This is a genomic window from Natrarchaeobius chitinivorans, assembly GCF_003841505.1.
Lineage (GTDB): Archaea > Halobacteriota > Halobacteria > Halobacteriales > Natrialbaceae > Natrarchaeobius > Natrarchaeobius chitinivorans.
Map to the genome: position 1 here is coordinate 270416 of NZ_REGA01000004.1, position 18747 is coordinate 289162.

General features: G+C 59.7%; 15 protein-coding genes. 10 read left to right on the plus strand and 5 right to left on the minus strand.

Annotated features, from left to right (window positions below):
- Window positions 1-165: 165 nt before the first annotated feature.
- Both EA473_RS07340 and EA473_RS07345 read right to left on the minus strand, forming a co-directional pair.
- The gene (locus tag EA473_RS07340) at window positions 166-750 is read right to left on the minus strand and encodes a hypothetical protein (RefSeq protein WP_124195010.1); all 585 of its coding nucleotides are present in this window, start codon (window positions 748-750) and stop codon (window positions 166-168) included.
- A complete protein-coding gene (locus EA473_RS07345) occupies window positions 695-2302 on the minus strand; it encodes a DUF58 domain-containing protein (RefSeq protein ID WP_124195011.1) in 1608 nt (535 codons plus the stop codon). The genes EA473_RS07340 and EA473_RS07345 overlap by 56 nt, the downstream gene beginning before the upstream one ends.
- 184 nt (window positions 2303-2486) lie before the next feature.
- Here EA473_RS07345 and EA473_RS07350 point away from each other — a divergent pair, with 184 nt between their 5' ends.
- From EA473_RS07350 to EA473_RS07370, 5 genes are all read left to right on the plus strand, one after another.
- Window positions 2487-4613 (plus strand): hypothetical protein, encoded by a 2127-nt coding sequence (locus tag EA473_RS07350; protein ID WP_124195012.1) that lies wholly within the window; start codon window positions 2487-2489, stop codon window positions 4611-4613.
- A gap of 101 nt (window positions 4614-4714) precedes the next feature.
- Window positions 4715-5884 (plus strand): DUF1616 domain-containing protein, encoded by a 1170-nt coding sequence (locus tag EA473_RS07355; RefSeq protein ID WP_124195013.1) that lies wholly within the window; start codon window positions 4715-4717, stop codon window positions 5882-5884.
- A 61-nt stretch (window positions 5885-5945) separates the two neighbouring features.
- On the plus strand, window positions 5946-6701 hold the full coding sequence (locus tag EA473_RS07360) for an ABC transporter ATP-binding protein (RefSeq protein ID WP_124195014.1): 756 nt from the start codon (window positions 5946-5948) through the stop codon (window positions 6699-6701).
- Window positions 6698-7912 carry an ABC transporter permease gene (locus EA473_RS07365; RefSeq protein WP_124195015.1) on the plus strand — a complete coding sequence of 405 codons (1215 nt, stop codon included), beginning with the start codon at window positions 6698-6700 and terminating at the stop codon, window positions 7910-7912. Before EA473_RS07360 ends, EA473_RS07365 begins: the two co-directional genes overlap by 4 nt.
- A gap of 5 nt (window positions 7913-7917) precedes the next feature.
- Complete coding sequence (locus EA473_RS07370; RefSeq protein WP_124195056.1) at window positions 7918-9159, plus strand: ABC transporter permease; 1242 nt, start codon at window positions 7918-7920, stop codon at window positions 9157-9159.
- A 564-nt stretch (window positions 9160-9723) separates the two neighbouring features.
- Here EA473_RS07370 and EA473_RS07375 read toward each other — a convergent pair.
- A complete protein-coding gene (locus EA473_RS07375) occupies window positions 9724-11232 on the minus strand; it encodes a PGF-CTERM sorting domain-containing protein (protein WP_124195016.1) in 1509 nt (502 codons plus the stop codon).
- Window positions 11233-11650: 418 nt separating this feature from the next.
- Here EA473_RS07375 and EA473_RS07380 point away from each other — a divergent pair, with 418 nt between their 5' ends.
- The 5 genes from EA473_RS07380 (at window position 11651) to EA473_RS07400 (ending at window position 16715) form a co-directional block, all read left to right on the plus strand.
- Window positions 11651-12625, plus strand: coding sequence for a hypothetical protein (locus EA473_RS07380; protein WP_124195017.1), 975 nt, complete (start codon window positions 11651-11653; stop codon window positions 12623-12625).
- A gap of 40 nt (window positions 12626-12665) precedes the next feature.
- Window positions 12666-12947 carry a hypothetical protein gene (locus tag EA473_RS07385; RefSeq protein WP_124195018.1) on the plus strand — a complete coding sequence of 94 codons (282 nt, stop codon included), beginning with the start codon at window positions 12666-12668 and terminating at the stop codon, window positions 12945-12947.
- Between the two features lie 46 nt (window positions 12948-12993).
- Complete coding sequence (locus EA473_RS07390) at window positions 12994-14115, plus strand: DUF4350 domain-containing protein (RefSeq protein ID WP_124195019.1); 1122 nt, start codon at window positions 12994-12996, stop codon at window positions 14113-14115.
- Window positions 14112-15119 (plus strand): AAA family ATPase, encoded by a 1008-nt coding sequence (locus EA473_RS07395; RefSeq protein WP_124195020.1) that lies wholly within the window; start codon window positions 14112-14114, stop codon window positions 15117-15119. The genes EA473_RS07390 and EA473_RS07395 overlap by 4 nt, the downstream gene beginning before the upstream one ends.
- 957 nt (window positions 15120-16076) lie before the next feature.
- Complete coding sequence (locus EA473_RS07400) at window positions 16077-16715, plus strand: hypothetical protein (protein ID WP_124195021.1); 639 nt, start codon at window positions 16077-16079, stop codon at window positions 16713-16715.
- Window positions 16716-17162: 447 nt separating this feature from the next.
- Here EA473_RS07400 and EA473_RS07405 read toward each other — a convergent pair whose 3' ends face one another.
- Entirely contained in the window at window positions 17163-18458 is a 1296-nt protein-coding gene (locus tag EA473_RS07405) for an RNA-guided endonuclease InsQ/TnpB family protein (protein ID WP_124195022.1), read from the minus strand.
- Window positions 18458-18580 (minus strand): hypothetical protein, encoded by a 123-nt coding sequence (locus EA473_RS23045; protein WP_279387652.1) that lies wholly within the window; start codon window positions 18578-18580, stop codon window positions 18458-18460. The genes EA473_RS07405 and EA473_RS23045 overlap by 1 nt, the downstream gene beginning before the upstream one ends.
- Window positions 18581-18747 lie beyond the last annotated feature (167 nt).

An 18747-nucleotide genomic window follows, 5' to 3' on the forward strand; every position in this document is an offset into this window, starting at 1 on the left:
CAGTCTTGCGGTAAGACGAGCGTTTAGCCCGTGCATATTCTTCACGTAGTCGACGGTTTTCGGCTTCGAGTAGTTTTGCCCGTGTCGTTGCATCGACACCGGCGCTCTGTGGCGAGACGGACCCGGTATCTTCGGACTCCGAACGTGACGTGTGTGTTTCAGTATTCATTTCGGATCTCGAGGCGAGGTCGGTGAATTCGATGGTGATTGCGCTACTGTCTCAGATACCAATCCAAGCGCAACGAGTTCGTACCGGTGGATACCGTAACTCGCGACGGCAAGCACGACGACGGTCACACCAGCACCAAGACCAAGCGACCGTGACTGTACCGCCCAGACGAGACCTCCCAGTGCAATCAGGCTCCCGATGGCGACGAACCCGATAGTCAACTCCGCGGAGCGACGCAGGAGGCTCCCAAGCAACAACGTTCCAAATCCGAGTTCGATGATTCCGATGGCAACGATCTCAGAGCCTATTCCGGTACCCGGGAGCAACGCGACGAGGAAAACGTGGCCCAGAGCGAGCGCGTACGGGACGCCGAACAGAGCCCACATACCAGCCACTACCGCACCGGCTACAATGCCCAGTGGCCCGAATACGAGCCCGAAGCAGAGACAGATGCCAGGAACTGCCACGAGCTCCATCCAGTGGTACGTCGCTGTCTCGAGCGCGATATCCGGTAGATTCAGTTTCTCACCCATTAGAATCAGCTCCTGTCGGTATATCAGAACGACCTTCCGTTGGCTCATCAGAGCGACCTCCTGTTGGCTTATCAGACCTACTCCCTGGCATCGCTGTGGAGTGAGTATGCCCAGCAGCAAGTACAGTTGCCAGTTGCTCTCTCGGTGCGACCTCCAGGGCCGTGACTCCCTCGAGTCGATCGAGGTCCCGTCGGAGTTCCTCGAACGCAACGTATCGATCGTACGACTCCTCTACGGTTGCCAGTGACCCCGGTTCGAACAGCACCGACGGCGTAATCAATACGAGTACGTATGACCCGTTCGTACGGGCGATTTGAACGGCTTCTCTGAGTGCAACGGGATCCGAGTCGTCGGTGAACAGTATCGTCCACGGCTTGCGTTGTTGCGTGCGTAACGTCGTTCGAAGCGCGCTGCGTAACGGCTCCGATTCTAATCGGGTCTGGTACGTCTGGCGCTGTCGATAGAACGGACCGAGCGTGCGACTGAACACGTCTCGGTCGCCGTGTTCGAGTTTGCGGACGGCCACTCGAGCCCTGGTTGGAGGTGCGTTTTTCCATCGTCTCGGTCCCTCGACTGGCGTCTGTGTCGTCGATCGGGGCGGTTCGGACGTGTCCGTACCCGGCCCGGGTTTCCGTCTGCCGTGATCCGGTGGTGATTCGATGGTCGCCTCGAGATCAAAGAGCTGCTGGCGGATCCGTCGATACTGCGTCAGGTCCGTCGTTAGATCCGTTTGGACCGTAATTCCGCTGTTTCCAACCGCGACTAGCCCGACCGGGTCGTCGAGTTGCCGAGCACTCGCTACGATCGAAAGCGCAACGTCACGGAGGTAATCGAGTTTCGTCTCGCCAGCGGGTCCCGTATCGAGTGTCGACCGGTGGTCGACGACGAGTATCGTCGGTCGATCCGTGTTCGCTTCGTACGTGCGGATATGTGGCGTCGCCAATCGCGCTGTTGCTTTCCAGTCGATGCGATCGGTGTTATCTCCGGGGACGTATTCGCGCAGCTCTGCGGGCGTCAGGCCCGAACCGGACTGGTCACTGCTGTGTTGGCCCTGAACTATCGAAACGCGGTCACCACCGGAGCCGACGTGGACCTCTCGCGGTCCGCGTGCGTCGACCGTTATCGTCGGTGCCGGTCCGACGTCGAGCGTTTCACGAAACCAGCCGTCGGTTGCCGTTACTGTCGCCCGGTCGAACTGATGACGCCCGGCGACGGGACACTCGAATCGGATCGTCTTCGATCCAGCCGTCGATTCCGGCTCGAGTTCGAGGACCGTCGACGACGGGCCCGACTGATTGACAGTCGCCGTGGGCAATCCGGCGGTGAACGTCAGTGCAAGCTGTGATGGCTCGAGCGCTGCCCTGACAGTGACGGTCGTCGTCTCCCCTGTTCGAAGTACCGACCGTTCGGGCGTTTGCTCGAACGTAAGTGTCCGGCACATCCGGGACAGCTCCTGGTAAAACCGGTACTGGCGAACCAGTATCCAGACGCCGATCATCACCGTTGCGCCCAACAGCAGTGGGTGAGAGACCACAACTGCCAAGACTGCGGTGGACAGCGCAAGCAACCCCACTCCCCACGTGCGGCGCGTCGGGCGCATATTCCTGTGGAACCACGGTACCGTGTTGAACCTGTTGGTTACCCCGCTTCATACGGACTGCTGTGAGTCATTACCGGAGCGACCGCGGGACGGCGCCCGGTCGTTCCGGTACACAGGTACAGCAATCCATATCAGGACAGGGACGGGCAGACAGTTTTTTGTCTCGACTCCCGTATCAGTAACTGTGAACGACGTCGTTGTTCGGTGTATCACCGTCGTTTTGGTCGTCTCATTCGTTCTGTTAGCCGGTGTTACCGGCGCAGTTCCGGCGGTGAGTACCTCGAGCACCGAGGGCCTCGTTCTAGCGCAGGCCGATAATTCGTCCGAAAACGTGACGCCTCGACATCAGAATCCGGACGAGTACAGCTCTGCGGGTGACGATGACGAACTCGCAAAGTGGCTTACAGAACACCTCGACAATCGTCTCGGTGACAGTTCAGTCGCGCTCGAGGAAGGCGAGTACGAAATGGCGAGCGAGTATCTCGACGACGAGTACTACGAACGCGTCGAACAGTACGTCGAGATTACCGGTGATACCGACGGAATCGACGATATCGCGACCGAGGACGAACCCGACTCGGAAACACGGAGTGCCTATCTCACGGCCGCCGAGGAACAGGATACGCTCACTTCGCTCGTCGGACAGTACAACGAAACGAAAAGCGAGTACGAAACGGCACGAGACGGAAGCGAACCGGAACGCGCACACGATCTCGCTCGTGAACTCGAATCACTGACCGGCGAAATCGAAGAGACGAGTACGAGAGCCATCGAACAGTACGAGTTTCTCACCGAAGAGACGGGATCCGACTACACGGACACGATCGATTCGATCGACAATACGAAAGCGGCCATTCAGGAGGAGCAAGCAGGTGTTCGATCGGAGCAGTTCGTTGACACTGAACTGGTACTGGATCCAGCGACCGAAAGGGCGTCGTTCGAGAACCCACTTCGCGTTCGCGGTGAGATACGTGCTGCTGACGATTCGACCCCCTCGTACGATGGACTAAATATCACGGTCGAGGATCACCCCGTCCCAGTTCAGACGTACGAGAACGGGACGTTTACGTTCGAGTATCGACCGACGGTCGAACCCGTCGCTGCGGATTCCCTGTCCGTCCAGTACACGCCCGCCATCGAGACACGCTACGTCGGGACGGAGACGTCGATACCGATTTCACTCGAGCAGACGGAACTCGACGTGGCGATCACCGAGCAGACGTCGACTGCTGCGTACAACGAGACGCTCTCGGTGTCAGGAACGGCCACTGCAGCGAATCAGTCGGTCGACGAGCTCCCGGTTACGGTCAGACTCGGTGGGGAACCGGTCGGGACGACGACCGTCGAAAACGGTTCGTTCTCGAAGCAGATAGCCGTCCCCGCAACCGTCCCCGACGGGGACCAACCGGTCAGCGTTTCGTTCGAACCCACAGACCGAGCCCTGTCGACAGCCACAGCCAATGGGTCCGTCACGATCGAGGAGACGGCAACCGAACTCGACCTCGAAGCCGAGTGGACGAACCAGTCCGATATTCGAATCGATGGGCGCCTCGTGACTACCGACGGCGTCGGAATCGAGGGGCAATCGATCGACCTCGAGATCGATGGCATCACCGGTGAAACGGTGTCCACTGACGAGGACGGAGCGATCGCGACGACGGTCTCTCCGTCCGATCCCACGCAGTCGGTGACAGTGAGTGGAACGTACGATGGCTCGGATACGAATCTGGACCACGCTCGGGATGAAGCCACGGTTGCACCAGCTGGCACGGACGAGGATGGGGTGGAATTCCCGTCAACGCCGGTTCTCGTCGGACTCGGGGGGACCGTTTTCGCCCTCGCTGTGGGGCTCGTCTGGTGGATCCGGCGGCGGAAACCAGACGAGACCGACGAACGGGGCGACCGATTTCGGGATCCAGCGGTTTCATCGCCCGCTGATTCGACCGCGGTCGCTCAGACACGCGTCAATTCAACGCTCGAAAGGGCGACGGATCAGCTCACCGATGATCGCACGGATGCCGCTGTACGAAACTGTTATACGGCAGTGAGGGATGCACAGCAATCGATTCTCGAGACCGATCACGTCTCGGCGTTGACACACTGGGAGTTCTATCACCGGTACCGAGCGAACGTCGACGATGCAACGTCGCTCCAAACCGTAATGGAGGCATACGAACGAGCAGCGTTCACTACCGATTCGGTCTCCCGCCAGGAGGCTAAAGCCGTGCTCGAGGCGGCCCACCGGCTCTGTTTCCCGGAGAGTGTTTCGTTCGAGGACGACTCAGAACCTGCGGCAACAACGGACGATTGATCCGGACGAACCGAGAGGCGACGACGGGAAACCCCGTGTTCGCTCGAGTGCCTCGAACACACCGACCGACTTTTGGTACCGTCGTTCTCATCAGTAGATGAATGGTCGACCGCCGGTCACTCCGATTGCTCCTCCCCGAGCCACTTCGGGCTCTCCCAGCCGATCTCGTGGGCGTCCTCGCGGTGACGCTGCTGGTCAACATCGCCGTGTTCGTACCGATCGTTCGTGAGACGCCGTTACGTATCGTTCTGGGGTTGATTTTCGTCCTCTTCGTCCCTGGCTACGTTTTCATCGCCGCGTTGTTTCCCGAAGCCGGTGAGTCGCCGACGGCCGGTTCAGACCACCGAAGTGAAACTAAAGGTGGCGAATCCGAAGACCGGCCCACCGACGACTGGGGAACGGAATCCGGGTGGGGAGACGCGAACTCGGAGACGGCCGAAGACGCAGGTCTAGTCGAACAGGGGGAGCTGGCGGTCCGGGAGGGCATCGACGGAATCGAACGGGTTGCGCTGTCGTTCGGGCTCAGCATAGCGATCGTTCCGCTGATCGGTCTCGTCCTCAATTTCACACCGTGGGGAATTCGGCTCGTGCCCATCATGATCGCCGCGACTGGATTTACCGTCCTTACAGCGGCCGTCGCTGCGATACGACGGTGGCAGTTGCCACCGGAGGACCGATTTTCCGTCCCGTATCGTGCGTGGTACGAGACGGGCCGATCCGAGATGCTCGAGCCCGAGTCCCGGGTAGACGGCTTGCTAAACGTCGTACTCGTCCTCTCGATTCTGCTGGCGGTCGGCACCGTCACGTTCGCGGTCGTCGTTCCGCCCCAGGGAGAACAGTTCTCAGCGGTGTATATCTTGACCGAAGACGACGACGGCGACCTCGTCGCAGACGGCTATCCGACGTCAGTCACCGCCGGCGATTCGGCCGAAATCGTCGTCGGTGTCGACAACAACGAACACCGAACCGTCGAGTATACGATCGTCGTCCTCGAGCAACACGTCGAATTCGTGCCGAACGAAACATCCACCGATCCGGAAACGCTACAGGAAAACGAGACGGTCGTTACCGAGCAAAACGAACTCGACCGGTTCAATACGCGACTCGAGCACAACGAATCCTGGCATCACAGCCACGAATTCGAACCGACGATACCAGGTGAAAACACGCGCGTCGTGTGGTTGCTGTTTCCCGACGGCGACGTCCCCGAAAACCCGTCGATGGACGACACCGAGTACACCGTCCATCTCTGGGTCGACGTCGACGGGTGACTCCGTTCGGTCTCCCCGCAAACCGAGACAGTTACTTATCTAGAGATTAGTTGGCATCCACATGGCGGTCCCCACGCTCGAACAACGAACGACAGTCCCTCCAGTCGTGAACGCAGCCAGCGTCACGAAGGTCTATACCCGGGGATCAGAGCCGGGGCGGTTCGGCCGATTGATCGGGCGTTCCGAACCGGCGACAGTCGAGGCGGTGTCTGACGTCTCGCTTACCATTCGGCCCGGTGAAATCGTCGGGCTCGCCGGTCCGAGCGGAAGCGGCAAATCGACGCTCTTGCACCTTCTGGCCGGCCTCGAGGTCCCGACCGAAGGCGCAGTGCAGTATCAGGATACCGATCTCGCGTCGCTGTCGAACCGACGCCGAACGCGGCTTCGTCTCGAGGAGATCGGAATCGTCTTTCAACAGTTTCACCTCCTCGACTCGCTTTCAGCCCGGGCAAACGTCGCGCTTCCGCTGGTCGAACTGGGAGTGGGCCGTCGGAAGCGCCGACAGCGTGCGTCGGAGCTCCTCGAGCGGGTTGGACTCGGCGATCGGATCTCCCACCGGCCCGGCGAACTCAGCGGCGGTGAACAACAGCGTGTCGCCATCGCGCGAGCGCTCGTAACCGACCCAACGCTCGTGGTGGCGGACGAACCGACGGGAGAACTCGATACGGAAACCGGACGACGGGTGCTCGAGGAGTTCACGCGGGTTGCAGAAGATCGGGCCGTGGTCCTCGCCTCCCACGACCGCGAAACGCTGGCAATCGCTGACCGTATCGTTCGGTTACAGGATGGAACGATCGTCGACAGCGCCGACGCATGAGCCTCCGAAACCGTCTCGCTCGGTGGAGCGGACTGCTCTCGACCGGCGTCCGACGCACCCTTTCCCGGGCGACCGATACGAACCAGCAGCGTATCCAGTTTACCGTCCTCGGTGTCGCTGCGACGATTGCCCTCCTGGTCGTCGTCACCGGGATCGGCGTTGGGCTCGCGACGAGCACGACCGTTTACGACGACGACGTCGATTACTGGATCATCCCCGACACGGACGGTGACCGCTCGCTGCTGGTCGCAACCGATCAGCCGCAGTTTGGATCGGTTCACGACACCAACGATCGAATTCGCGATCACGACGACGTGACGTTCTCGTCTCCGATTCTGGCCGAGGTTTTACGGGCGGAACACGGCGATCACACCGAGTTCGTACTCGTCGTCGGCGTTATCAACTCGGACGGCCTCGATCAGGTCGCAGGGGTTTCGACGGCGGGGCTCACGAACGATGACCCCTACTACGACGGCGGAACCGCCGGGGGTGAGCGGACGGGAGAAGTCGTCCTCTCACAGAGCGCGGCGAACGTACTCGAGAGTCAACCCGGCGACCGGATTACGATCTCGAACGCGGAGTTTACCGTCGAACAAACTGCTGCCGGCGAGACGGCCGGGGCTGATATCCCGATCGCGCTGGTCCAGCTGAGCGAGCTTCAGGAACTCACTGGAGCGGACGGGTACGACCAGGCGGATCAGTTCGTCGTCGGAGCCACCACACCCGGGGTTCAGTCGGAGCTCGAGGGGGTGTATCCGGAGTCGAACGTCCTCACGCGCGGTGAGATGACTGCGACGTCGGTCGTCGATTCGGACATCTCGCTTGCACTGTCGCTTGCGGCGTTCGTCGTTGCGCTCGTCATCGGCACGCTGTTCGTGTTGACGACGGCCGGTCTGGAGATCGTCGCGGACCGCACGCAACTGGCAACGATGTCTGCGATCGGAATCACGACCCGAAGTCAACTGGTACTGACCGGTGTCCAGACGATCCTACTGACGGGTATCGGGGGTCTCGTCGGTTCGATTGGCGGCCTCGGATTGATCTGGCTTACGAACGCCGTCGCAATGGAGACGCTGACGACCGAGCCAATCGCAGTAGCCCATCCGCTTTTCGTCGCCTACGGCGTCGGCGTGGCACTGCTCATGGGCGTTCTGTCGATGCCGTATCTCCTGGTTCTCACTCGCCGCGTCACCGGAGGTGTACCGTCGTGAGCGAGATCGGACGCTGGGTCCGCCGATGGATCGCCCGCATCCGGACCGCAGGCGCCATCACGTTCACCCAGCTTCGCCATCAAAAGCTCCGACTCGGCCTCGCGATTATCGGGATCAGCCTGGCGGTTCTCGCGATGACGCTGCTCGTCGGAACCGGCGTCGGCGTGATCGAGACCGGGGAACAGCAGTTCGACACCGCAGACCGCGACCTGTGGATGACCGCCGGCGAGACGCGGCTTACGCCGACCGGTGGAGGCGGATTCCAGAACACGTTGTACGATTCGCGTTCCGTCTCCGAGAACGTGTCTCAACACGACGGCGTTCGCAACGCGGTTCCCCTCGCCTTCCAGACGGTGTACGTCACGACGGAGGACAAAGAGGAGTTTCGGACGTTCGTCGGAAGCGGGACCCCCGCAAGCGGCTCGAGTGTTCAGGTGATCGACGGAGAGTCGTTCGGCGGTGATCCACACTACGCAGGCGGAACGTACGACGGTGAGCGAACGGGCGAGGTGTTGATCGATCGGGAAACGGCACAGCGTCTCGACGTCGAAATCGGCGATACGCTCTACGTTGGCGGCTCCTACGCTGCTGCCAGGGAAAACGAGGTAACCGTAGTCGGCATCTCGCCCACGTTCGAGCAAATGCTCGGGGCTCCGACGGTGGTCATGCCACTCAGTGAACTCCACCAGGCGACCGGATCGACACAGACCGAACCGGCAACGTTCATCACGATCACGCTCGAGGACGACGCGGATCTAGACGCCGTCCAGCGGGACCTGCAAGCCCAGTACCCCGAGTACGAGATTCGATCGAATCAGGAACAACTCGAGGCGGTGTTACAGGAACAGGTGCTGGTCCTCGCTGCAGGCTTTACGCTCGTCGTGCTCGCTATCGGTGCGGGGATCGCCCTGACGGTCAATCTGCTTGCGCTCGTCATCTACCAGCAACGACACGCGTTCGCAGTGCTCAGGGCCCAGGGGCTGTCCTCGAGTCTCCTGGTGCTATCCGTCGTCGGGCAGGGGCTGGCGATCGGCGTGATCGGTGGTCTCCTGGGCGGCCTTCTTACCCCACCCAGCGTCTCTCTGCTCAACCGGATGACGGTTGCCGTGGTTGGGTTCGACGGACTGGTCCAGCTCGAGCCACGCCTCATCGCCGGCTCGATCGTGCTCGCGATCGCCATCGGTACGGTTGCAGCTGCGATCGCCGGCTGGCGGATCAGTCGCACACCGCCTCTCGAGTACCTCTAAGACGGACTGGTGTCGCGTGTTATCGGTGATCCCAGGGTGGCGATCACCGGTGAAAAACGACGACAGTTCGTGTGAGACGGGCGGTTGGTCGTCACTGCTGGGGCCGGTATCGAGTTCGACCGGGTGTTTCGCCAGTCTCGTGTCGGGTTCAGCCTCTCGTAGAAAGACGAAGCGCACATCCTACCGACGGACACGAGCCCATACCACAGGCTCGCTATCGAAGCGTTTTGTCCGCTCCTCGAGGTCGCAAATGCGGTGCTCCCTCCGCTCGCACGAACTCACAACGGATGGGTTTCACGGGATACCAGCGGCCAGTCCGTCGAAACACCTCGCGGTGGGCACGCGTTGATCGTCTGCCGAGAAACTCCTCTTGGGCAGCGTTTTTATACTGTCGGACGGCAGTCGGTGAGGCGTTGATCGCGAATTCGCGGCCGTCGCCATCGGAGACGGCCGCAGGAGCGACTGACCGTCGAATAGTTCTGTCCGACAGAATTACCCATGGGCTGGTTCGAAGGTCGTTCCGAGAAAGCGGTAGAAAAACGGGTCAGAACCGTCGAACGCCGCTTAGTCCAGTCGGCGGATGCCGAACACGACGACGGAGAGGAACGCGACCAGCGCTGCGGTCACGCCGAATCCTGGGATGGTGTCGTCGTCTTCGGTCGGCTCATCGTCGTCGGTCACGGGTTCGTCGTCATCGGCGACCGGTTCGCCGTCGTCAGTCGGTTCGTCGTCGGTCGGTGCATCATCGTCAGTGGCTGGATCGTCGTCCGTTTTGTCGGGGTCGTCGTCCTTCTCGTCAGGGTCGTCATCGTCGTCCTTCTCGTCAGGGTCGTCGTCCTTCTCGTCAGGATCATCATCGTCGTCATCCGATGGTGGAGATGGCGACGGGCTTGGGGACGGTGCAGTCCCGGTATCCGTCTCGAGCGTGATCGTCCCTTCGCTCGTCTCGAACTCGCCTGCATCGTTGGTGGCGAAGTGGATCCACTGGTAGTCACCGTCGTCCCAGTCACCGAGCGTTTCGACGGTGATCGTCTCCTCACTGCCGCCCACGAGACCGGTCGCCGACGCGTCGAGCGTGACGCCGTCTGCATCGAAGTCGACGTCCTCGAGGTCACTGTGCTCGGCGGCGACGAGCGAGAAGATGGCTTCGAGAGATACCGAACCATCGACTTGGTCAGCGGAAACGGAGGTGCCGAGGATCTCGAAGTCGTCCTCGAGGATAGCCACGCCGTTGACCTCCTCGATCGTCGTCGAGATCTCGATATCATCAGAGTCGATGTCGTCTATGTCGGTCCCCTCGACCCCGATCGTGGTTTCCTGGTCACTGAAGGTTTCACTATCGTACAGAACGATGGCGTGGTGTACGTCACCAGTGATGTCCGTATCGGCAGTGAAATCGGCGTCGTTGCCAGGTTCAACCGTGCCGGAATCCGTCACGTCGGATGGTTGGTCCTGTACGGCAAATGAATCGACGCCGTGAATGGTCGCGTCACTGGCTGGTGGGTGAATGTCGCCATCCTCGAGTTTCAGGTCGTCCCCGTCTGCGGTCCCGACGACTAACGCGACGTACTGTCCGGTATCCGCGTCGTCGTAGTGAGCCACGTTGTCCCCGTTCAGGTCCAGCGACTCAGTGAAATCCACGTTGTCGTTGAGCGACTCGTTTGGATCATCAAGCAATCCCATCAGGTTACCCCCCTCGAGCGAGGATTGGTTCGGGTCCAACGTCCCGACCACGACCTCGAGATCGTCGTCTTCGTCGTGGTTCGATAACTCTTCGTCGAAGACCAGCGGAACGGTCCCTCCTGAGTTGAACACACCGACGTACTCTCGTTCGAGGGAGTCCGGTGTTCCAACGATATCGAGCAGAATATCCTGGTTTTCTACAACGGTAGCCGCATCCGTGCTATCGTAATCCGCCTGCAGCGTAAAGGGGCTATTCTCGTCGATCGAGAACTCTCCGCCACTTGACTGCTGGGACATCGTTCCTTGCGCTGACGCCGCACCTGCGACACCAGCAAGCGGTGCCGCCAGCATGATCAACACCATGCCAACTGTGACAACTGTCTTAGACATGCTCCCAACACAGTCTTCTTACTAGTTATTTCTTTCTATTTGCATATATATTTAGTTTCACACAAAGGTGGCAACAGTCAATACAACCAGTCGAGTCGGAAAAATAACGCCGAAACGGATCTGTCTTGGAATTCCCATCAAAAATCAGGCATTAGGGGTCCACAGTGTGGCACAATGGGGTGAAGGAAAACCGATACCATATAACTAATATGCCTCGAGATTCAGTACGCAAACTATGAAGAAGCCCCCAACGCAGTATCTCGTTTATTTTGTACTACTGGTCGTCGTACTGGGTAGCCTTACGAGCATCTCAGCGGTCGTTCTTGCCTCCGGCGGATACAACCTCTCTATGTCTGAGTCTATCGATACACCGGACAGAACTGTATCCCCGGGTGAACGCACCTACGAAATTTCAGAGATGGGGGTCGTCGACCAGGGCGATCCAATCACCGTGGACGTGACCGGCGATGAAGGCGAAGTCGTCCTTCTCAATGCCGATGGCGACGTGGTCGATGGCCCGATCGAAATCGACGACCAGCGGTCGACGGAACAGATGACCTTCGAGACGACGAACCTAGAGCCCGGCTCGTACGCGCTGGTGATCGAAACAAGGGGATCCGATTTCGAAGCCGTGTATCCCGTCGTCGTGTCTGGATACGATATCGACGTCACGCATTCTGACACGGTTGAGGCGGACGACGAGATCGAAATCGATGTCACCGTGTCACAGCAGGCGAGTCAGACGACGCCGGGAAGCGTTCAGGTCGCCGTCTGGGACGACGACACCGTCGTCCGTACAGATGCAACACACGATTCCGGTGACAGCTATTCGGCCACCGTTTCCGCGTCGGAATTCGACGTCGGCACGGAGTACAACGTCTACGCTGTGGCACAGGGAACGGAGAAAGTCGATCTCATCGGTGAAGAGGAGATCCTGGGAGTGAGCGACGAATCGACGGTGAAAATCGTCGAGTCCGGCGGTGACGACGACCCACCAGCGGACGATGACGAGCCGGCGAACGGCGACGACGAATCGGATGACGACGAGGGCTCGGACGATGACGACGAATCGGACGATGGCTCGGATGATGACGACTCGGATGACAGCGACGGAACGGATGATCCCGCCGGCGACGACGAGGGGACGGCCGACGACGGTGACGATGGCTCGAGCAGCGACACCATCGGGAGCGACGACGGCGACACGGACTCGAGTGAGGACGAAGACGACACGCCGGACAACGTCGTCCAACCGAACCAGGACGACGGGTCGGGTGGGGACGACGCCGGTAGTGGCGAGGAGCCGAGTTCGGATTCGATTCCGATGTCCGGACTGTCGCTGATACTGGTGGGTTCCATCGCGATCGCGTTGTTCGTCCAGATTCGGGACTAGCCCGAGAGATTTACGGTGGTTCCCTCTCTTGAGTCAATCAATGCCAACGCGTCGTCGAAAACAGTTCATTCACGGCCAGTTCGCGTGGATGGTGGCGACCGTGTTCCTCCTCGTCTTGCTCGAATCACTCTCGTACGAACTGTTTTTCGTGCTCTCGCTAATCGGATTACTGATCATGACCGAACTGACGACCCCGGTCAACGTCACACCGGAGTGGAGACGACGCATCCGCTGGCTGATCGGTATCGGCCTGGTCGGGTTCGCCGTCATCGTCACGCGGCGTATCGTCGAAATTCTGCCGCCGGAGGTGCTCCCGCTGTGACGTCCGGACGGCGGGGACAGCGACGGCCCCGGGAGCGTGTCACGGGATGAGTACGAGACGCTGGATCCGACAGCAAACCGGCGCCGACCTCGAGTGGCCCCGCGTCCTCCTCGTCGCGCTCGGTGGCGTATTGCTCGTAACCTTACTCGTCGGCGCGAGCATGTCGGGGACCGCGTTCGGTCTGTTTAATCCGTCGTGGGACGGGACGTCCGAGTTCCGGAGTGCGGTCGACGACGATCCGGAAACCGAGTTGCGACTGCTCGAGGACCCGGACCGGTATCCAACAGACACGGCGAACGAAAGCGTCGCGTTCATCGTTGCACCCGAACAGGGCTACGACGAGTCCAGCATCGAGTCGATTCGCGAGTTTCTCGAGCACGGCGGAACGGTAGTGGTCCTCGACGACAGGGGGTCGACGGTGAACCCGTTGCTGTCGGCTCTCGGCGGCGATGCGCGTATCGAAGACGGCGTCCTCATGGACGAACGTAACTACGACCGCGGTCCCGCGATGCCGGTCGTCGACCGGACCGGTGACCACAGGTACACCGACGACGTCGACCAACTTACGCTCAATCACGCTGGCGCGGTTGCACCCGGAAACGCAACACCGATCGTTTCGACGAGTGACTTTGCGTACCTGGCGGCGTCACCGACCGCCGAACTCGACAGCGAGACGAACGTGACGAGTTATCCAGTCGCCACCGTCGAACCCGTCGACGTCGGCGCGGTCGTCGTCATCAGCGACCCCAGCATCGCGATCAACGCGATGTACGATTCTTCCGATAACGCCGCGTTTCTCGCCGGGTTGTACGCCGATCACGACTACGTCCTCCTCGACGTCTCGCACACCGAACGTCTCCCGCCGCTGGTTTCTCTCCTCGAATCGATCCGACTCTCCGGGGCGTTACAGATCGCGCTCGGAACGGTCACGGTCGGACTCATCGCCGTCGTGACGAACCCGCGAGCTCGTCCCATCCGTGTTGCGGTGCGAAATCGCGTCGCCTCGTGGACGGCCGATTCGGCACCCCCAGCCGGGAAACCGGTGGGACTCACCGATGACGAACTGGCGAGTGTCCTCCGGAGTCGGCATCCGGAGTGGGACGACGAACGCATCCAGCGAGTGATAGCAGCGTTTAACCGAACGCGGTCGAAAGGCGACGACGAATGAGCCAGACGGACCAGTCAGCCGAACCCGATCTCGACACTCCCCAGGAGATCTCCGAACGGATCACCTCCGAGGTCGAACAGGTACTCATCGGCAACGAGGACGCGATCGAACAGCTCACCGTCGCTGTTCTTACAGGGGGTCACCTCCTCCTCGAGGGCGTCCCTGGCGTCGCGAAAACGACGATGGCACACCTCTTCGCACGCGCGACTGGTCTCGACTACCGCCGGATCCAGATGACACCGGACGTGTTGCCCGCGGACATCACCGGAACCAACGTGTATCGCGAGAACACGGGGGAGTTCGAGTTACAACGCGGTCCGATCTTCACCAACCTCATCGTCGCCGACGAGATCAACCGTGCGACGCCGAAGACACAGAGCGCGCTGCTCGAGGCGATGGCCGAAAATCAGGTCACCATCGAGGGAGACACGCTCGAGTTACCGGACCCGTTTATGGTCATCGCGACACAGAACCCGATCGAAATGGAGGGCGTCTTCGAACTGCCCGAAGCACAACGCGACCGCTTCCAGTTCAAACTCACCGTCGACCTTCCGGATCGCGACGTCGAGGAGCAACTGCTCGACGCGTTCGATTCGGAGCCGAATCTCGGGCCTACCGACGTGGATCAGGTCGTCGACACCGATTCCCTGCTATCTGCGCGCGAGCAAATCGAGGACGTCTTCGTCGCACGACCGGTCAAACGATACATCCTGGATCTCGTCGGCCAGACGCGGGCGCATCCCGACGTCGCACACGGTGCATCGCCTCGAGCGAGTCTGACGTTCCTCCACGGTGCCAAAGCCCGCGCGGCGATCACTGGACGTGACTACGTCGTCCCGGACGACGTCAAAGCACTCGCCGGGTCGATACTCGCTCACCGACTCGTGTTGAACGCGGAGGCGGACCTCTCGAACACCCGGCCGGACGAGGTCGTTACAGCGGTGGTCGAGTCCGTCGACGTACCAGACGTCACGCCACCAGCGGACTCGTCGTCGGAGTCGTGACTCTGGATACCAGAGTAAGTGGACGAATCTCCACCTCGGGTGGGACGACCACGTGGTATCGGCGTTCCCCCCGCTCTCGAGCGAGCACGCCCCAACGCGGCGGAGTTACTCGCGCTTAGCCATCCCCACCGGTACCAAACACGGTGGCAGCGCTCACGAAACGAGGTCTCGGTGTATGACGTAGGGAGGAGACGAACCGCAGAACCCACTCTGTGGTCGATAAGTACCGATTCAACCGGTGACCGTCTGTGCAGATTCCACAGGACACACTTTCAGTGATTCTGCACTTCTCCTCAGTAGCTACGGCTGTTTGGATCTCTCGCTTACTGACAAGATACAATTCGGTGGAGTCCAGATATTTGGATTGTAATTCATCTATGTTCGAATATTGGTTTTAGCGTCCTCCCAGTTCTGTGGATAGATTTCCGGTAAATCATCGCGATCTGTATTGCGCGTTAAGAACACTAGTAATGTAGCCAGTGACCACACCAATTTCGTATCGACCAGCTGCCAGCGGCGGTGCCAGTCTGGAGACTCCCTGCTGGCCATCCGACCAGGCGAAGAATTCCACAGCAACGGCTCCCGGCGTTGTGGCACCACGACATATTTTACACACGTACTATGTTAAATTTGTACCTGTGTGGTAATCTAAATCCAGATTATACGTCTTTCATGGAACACACTCGAGAAACCTTGAAACTAGCTGCAAAAGCAATTTCCTATACTTATTTCTACTGACGGATGCGATTGGCGTCGATCAATCCGTTTTATTGTACCTGACTGTCTCCTTCCACTATGGCTCCCGCAATTACGCACTTTCTCGTCGGAGCTGCCCTCCTCCTTCTAGTCGTCACACCGTTCGCCAGTCGGTACGATATCGATCGAGAGCATGCCGTCTGGCTGATTCCGCTCGGTGGTATCTGGGGGCTTGCACCCGACGTCCATCATGTAACGCCAGTGTTCGAAACGCAGCTGTACGCGATCCACAACTCCCCATGGGTCGATTTGTTCGGGTTACACTACACTCTCGATCGACCTGCTGTTCGCGCCCGGTATCTCGAAAGCGTCTTCGGGTCGATCGTCGTGTTCGTACTCGCAGTTGCCGTCTTCTGGGGCTCAAGGTGGGCCAATCCGATGTCGACCGACGGAAAAACTCGTGGACGGCGGATTACTATTACCTGCAGGAGAACAGTGATCGCCGCAGCCTATGCAACCATCGCACTTGGCGTCGTTGTCAGTATTCAAGAAAATTTCCGCGCCGTCAGTGCACTGGTCGGGACCTCGAGCGTGCTCATCGGTGGATTGCTATTGATCCCGATTGGCACTGGTATCGGGTTCTGTTACGGCGGTGGACTCCAGCTCGGGTTGAATTCTCAACAGCGCTCTCGTCCCGGATTCGGAGCTGTCGCTGGTTGTCTCAGTGGAGTGTTCGTCTGGATCGGCGGCGTTGCCGTCGGTGTGCCGATCTGGTTTTGGCTTCGGTCTGTCCATTCCGTTCCACTTCCGTTTTTCCACGTGGAGAGCCTCATCGGACTCTGCATCTACGGGCTGGTGTTTGGCACCATGTACAGCCTACTCTGTAACGAGCCAGGCTAACGGTGGATGCCAAAGCGAGCACCGATATACTACCCGTCGATCAGTAGCCGAGTTGCAAGGGGAGATATCTCGTCCAGGTGTGTCGATAGTTAACAACGGCGGATGGATCCCTTGCGAGTAATTGACTAGCTTGAACGCACATGTTCTTTTTGGCTATTCCGGCCGACACAAGGTCGTAGCCATCGAATTACCTCCTGAACTCACGGGATTCTAACTGGCGCTGCTCTGCCGAACTGTCTCGACGCAGTGGTCACCGGCAAGAACATTGGCAAAAAGATATATGTGGCTTTCCAACCAATTTGTTTCTGGATTGGGGATGTTTCCGAGTATCCGAGCCCTTGGGGGGAACAGTGGCGATTCAGCACTGACAGAGGCAACACAAGCTGACGTGGATGCTGCAATCGAAGCGCTCGAAACCGATGATGCGGGTGAGTGAACTACCCCACCCTACCGCTCGCCTGATGGCTCGCGCTTGAGGGTGGGGCTTCCTGCTTCCACGACGCGCTTTGCAGGAACCGAATGGGTTCCCGTAGGGAGCGCAGTCTCCACAGGCGTTGATTCGGATCGTCCCGCTCCTAACTGCTTGATACCGCGAGAAAGGATGTTCCACGCTGCGTTCCAGTCCCTGTCGGCCGTGAATCCACAGGAAGGACAGGAGTGTTCGCGGACCCACAGTGGTTTGTCGGTCGAGACACCACACGCCGCACACTCTGTGGTAGTGCCGGCCGGATCGACAGCCACGAAGTGCGTGCCTTCGCGTTCGCATTTGTACTCGAGCATACGCAGGAACGTTCCCCACGCCGCTCCGGCACGGTTCCGAGAGTTACCGTCAAGTTCGACCAAGCCTTTCGCGTCAAGGTCTTCGACCGCCACGAGACCGTACTCCCGAGCGTAGTAGTCCGAGAGTTTGTGAAGGAAGTCACGGCGCTTGTTCTTGAGGGTGGCGTGACACTCGGCCACTCGACGGCGTTGCTTCTCGTAGTTGTTCGACCCGTGTTGCTTCCGCGAGAGCTTCCGTTGCTCTCGCTCGAGCCGTTCTTGCTCGTCCGAGAGGTCAACTGATTCGATCGCGTGGCCGTCGGTGTCGTGGGCGTACTTCAGGATGCCCACGTCGATACCGACGACGTTCTTCGGCCGGTCGGGCTTTTGCGGTGGCTCTCGGACGACTTCGACACCGAAGGTGGCGAACCACTCGCCCGTCGGTTCCTTCTTGAGCGTGACCTGCTTGAGTGCGGCGTCATCCCCAGAAATCTCCGATTTCTGATGGGCTGCACGAGAGCTGTCGCTCTTGTGAACGTCAGGGATCTCTCGGTGGAGCCGGATCGGAATGTCCGCGAGTTTCGAGAGTGACAGCACAGTCTGACCGCCCTTCTTGTCGAGCTTGAAGCCAGACTGATTGTATGTGAAACTGCGGAAGTCGCGCGGCGGCTTCCACTTGAGTTGGCCGACGCCGTAGCCGTTCTGCTTGAGCGCAGAAAGGCTACTGAGGTTGTCGAACAGTCGTTCGACGACGGTCTGGAGAACCTTCGAGTACACGTCCGAGAGACCATCCCACCACTTCTTGAGATCGGGAAGCTCCGACCGAAGTGTGGTCATAGACGGTAACTCGCTGTGGTTCTCTCGGTATTCGTTGAGGCGGTAGCGAGTGTGATTGTACAGTTGCCTACAGATATCGCGGTGGCGGTCCAACTCCTCGCGTTGGGTGTCGGACGGCTCGAGGCGATACTTGTAGGTGTAGTACATCAGTTCTCGCGTTCCTCTATGAGTTCGTCGAGTTGGTCACGGATGAACGACGAGAGATTCAGGTGTTGCTCCTCGATCCACTCATCTTGGTCCTCCCGAATGGTGATAGTCTTCCGTTTCACCGTATGCACATAATGCACTCTGTGCGTAAAACACTGCCGATTGCGTGGGCCTGTGGGCCTGCTGTAGAACAGTCCAAGAAACACGAGCGACGCTGTATCCCCTCCCTGCTCGCTTCGCTCGCTGAGGAAAGGGGCTTAGCGCCTCAATTCAGCTAAATCGCGATTTG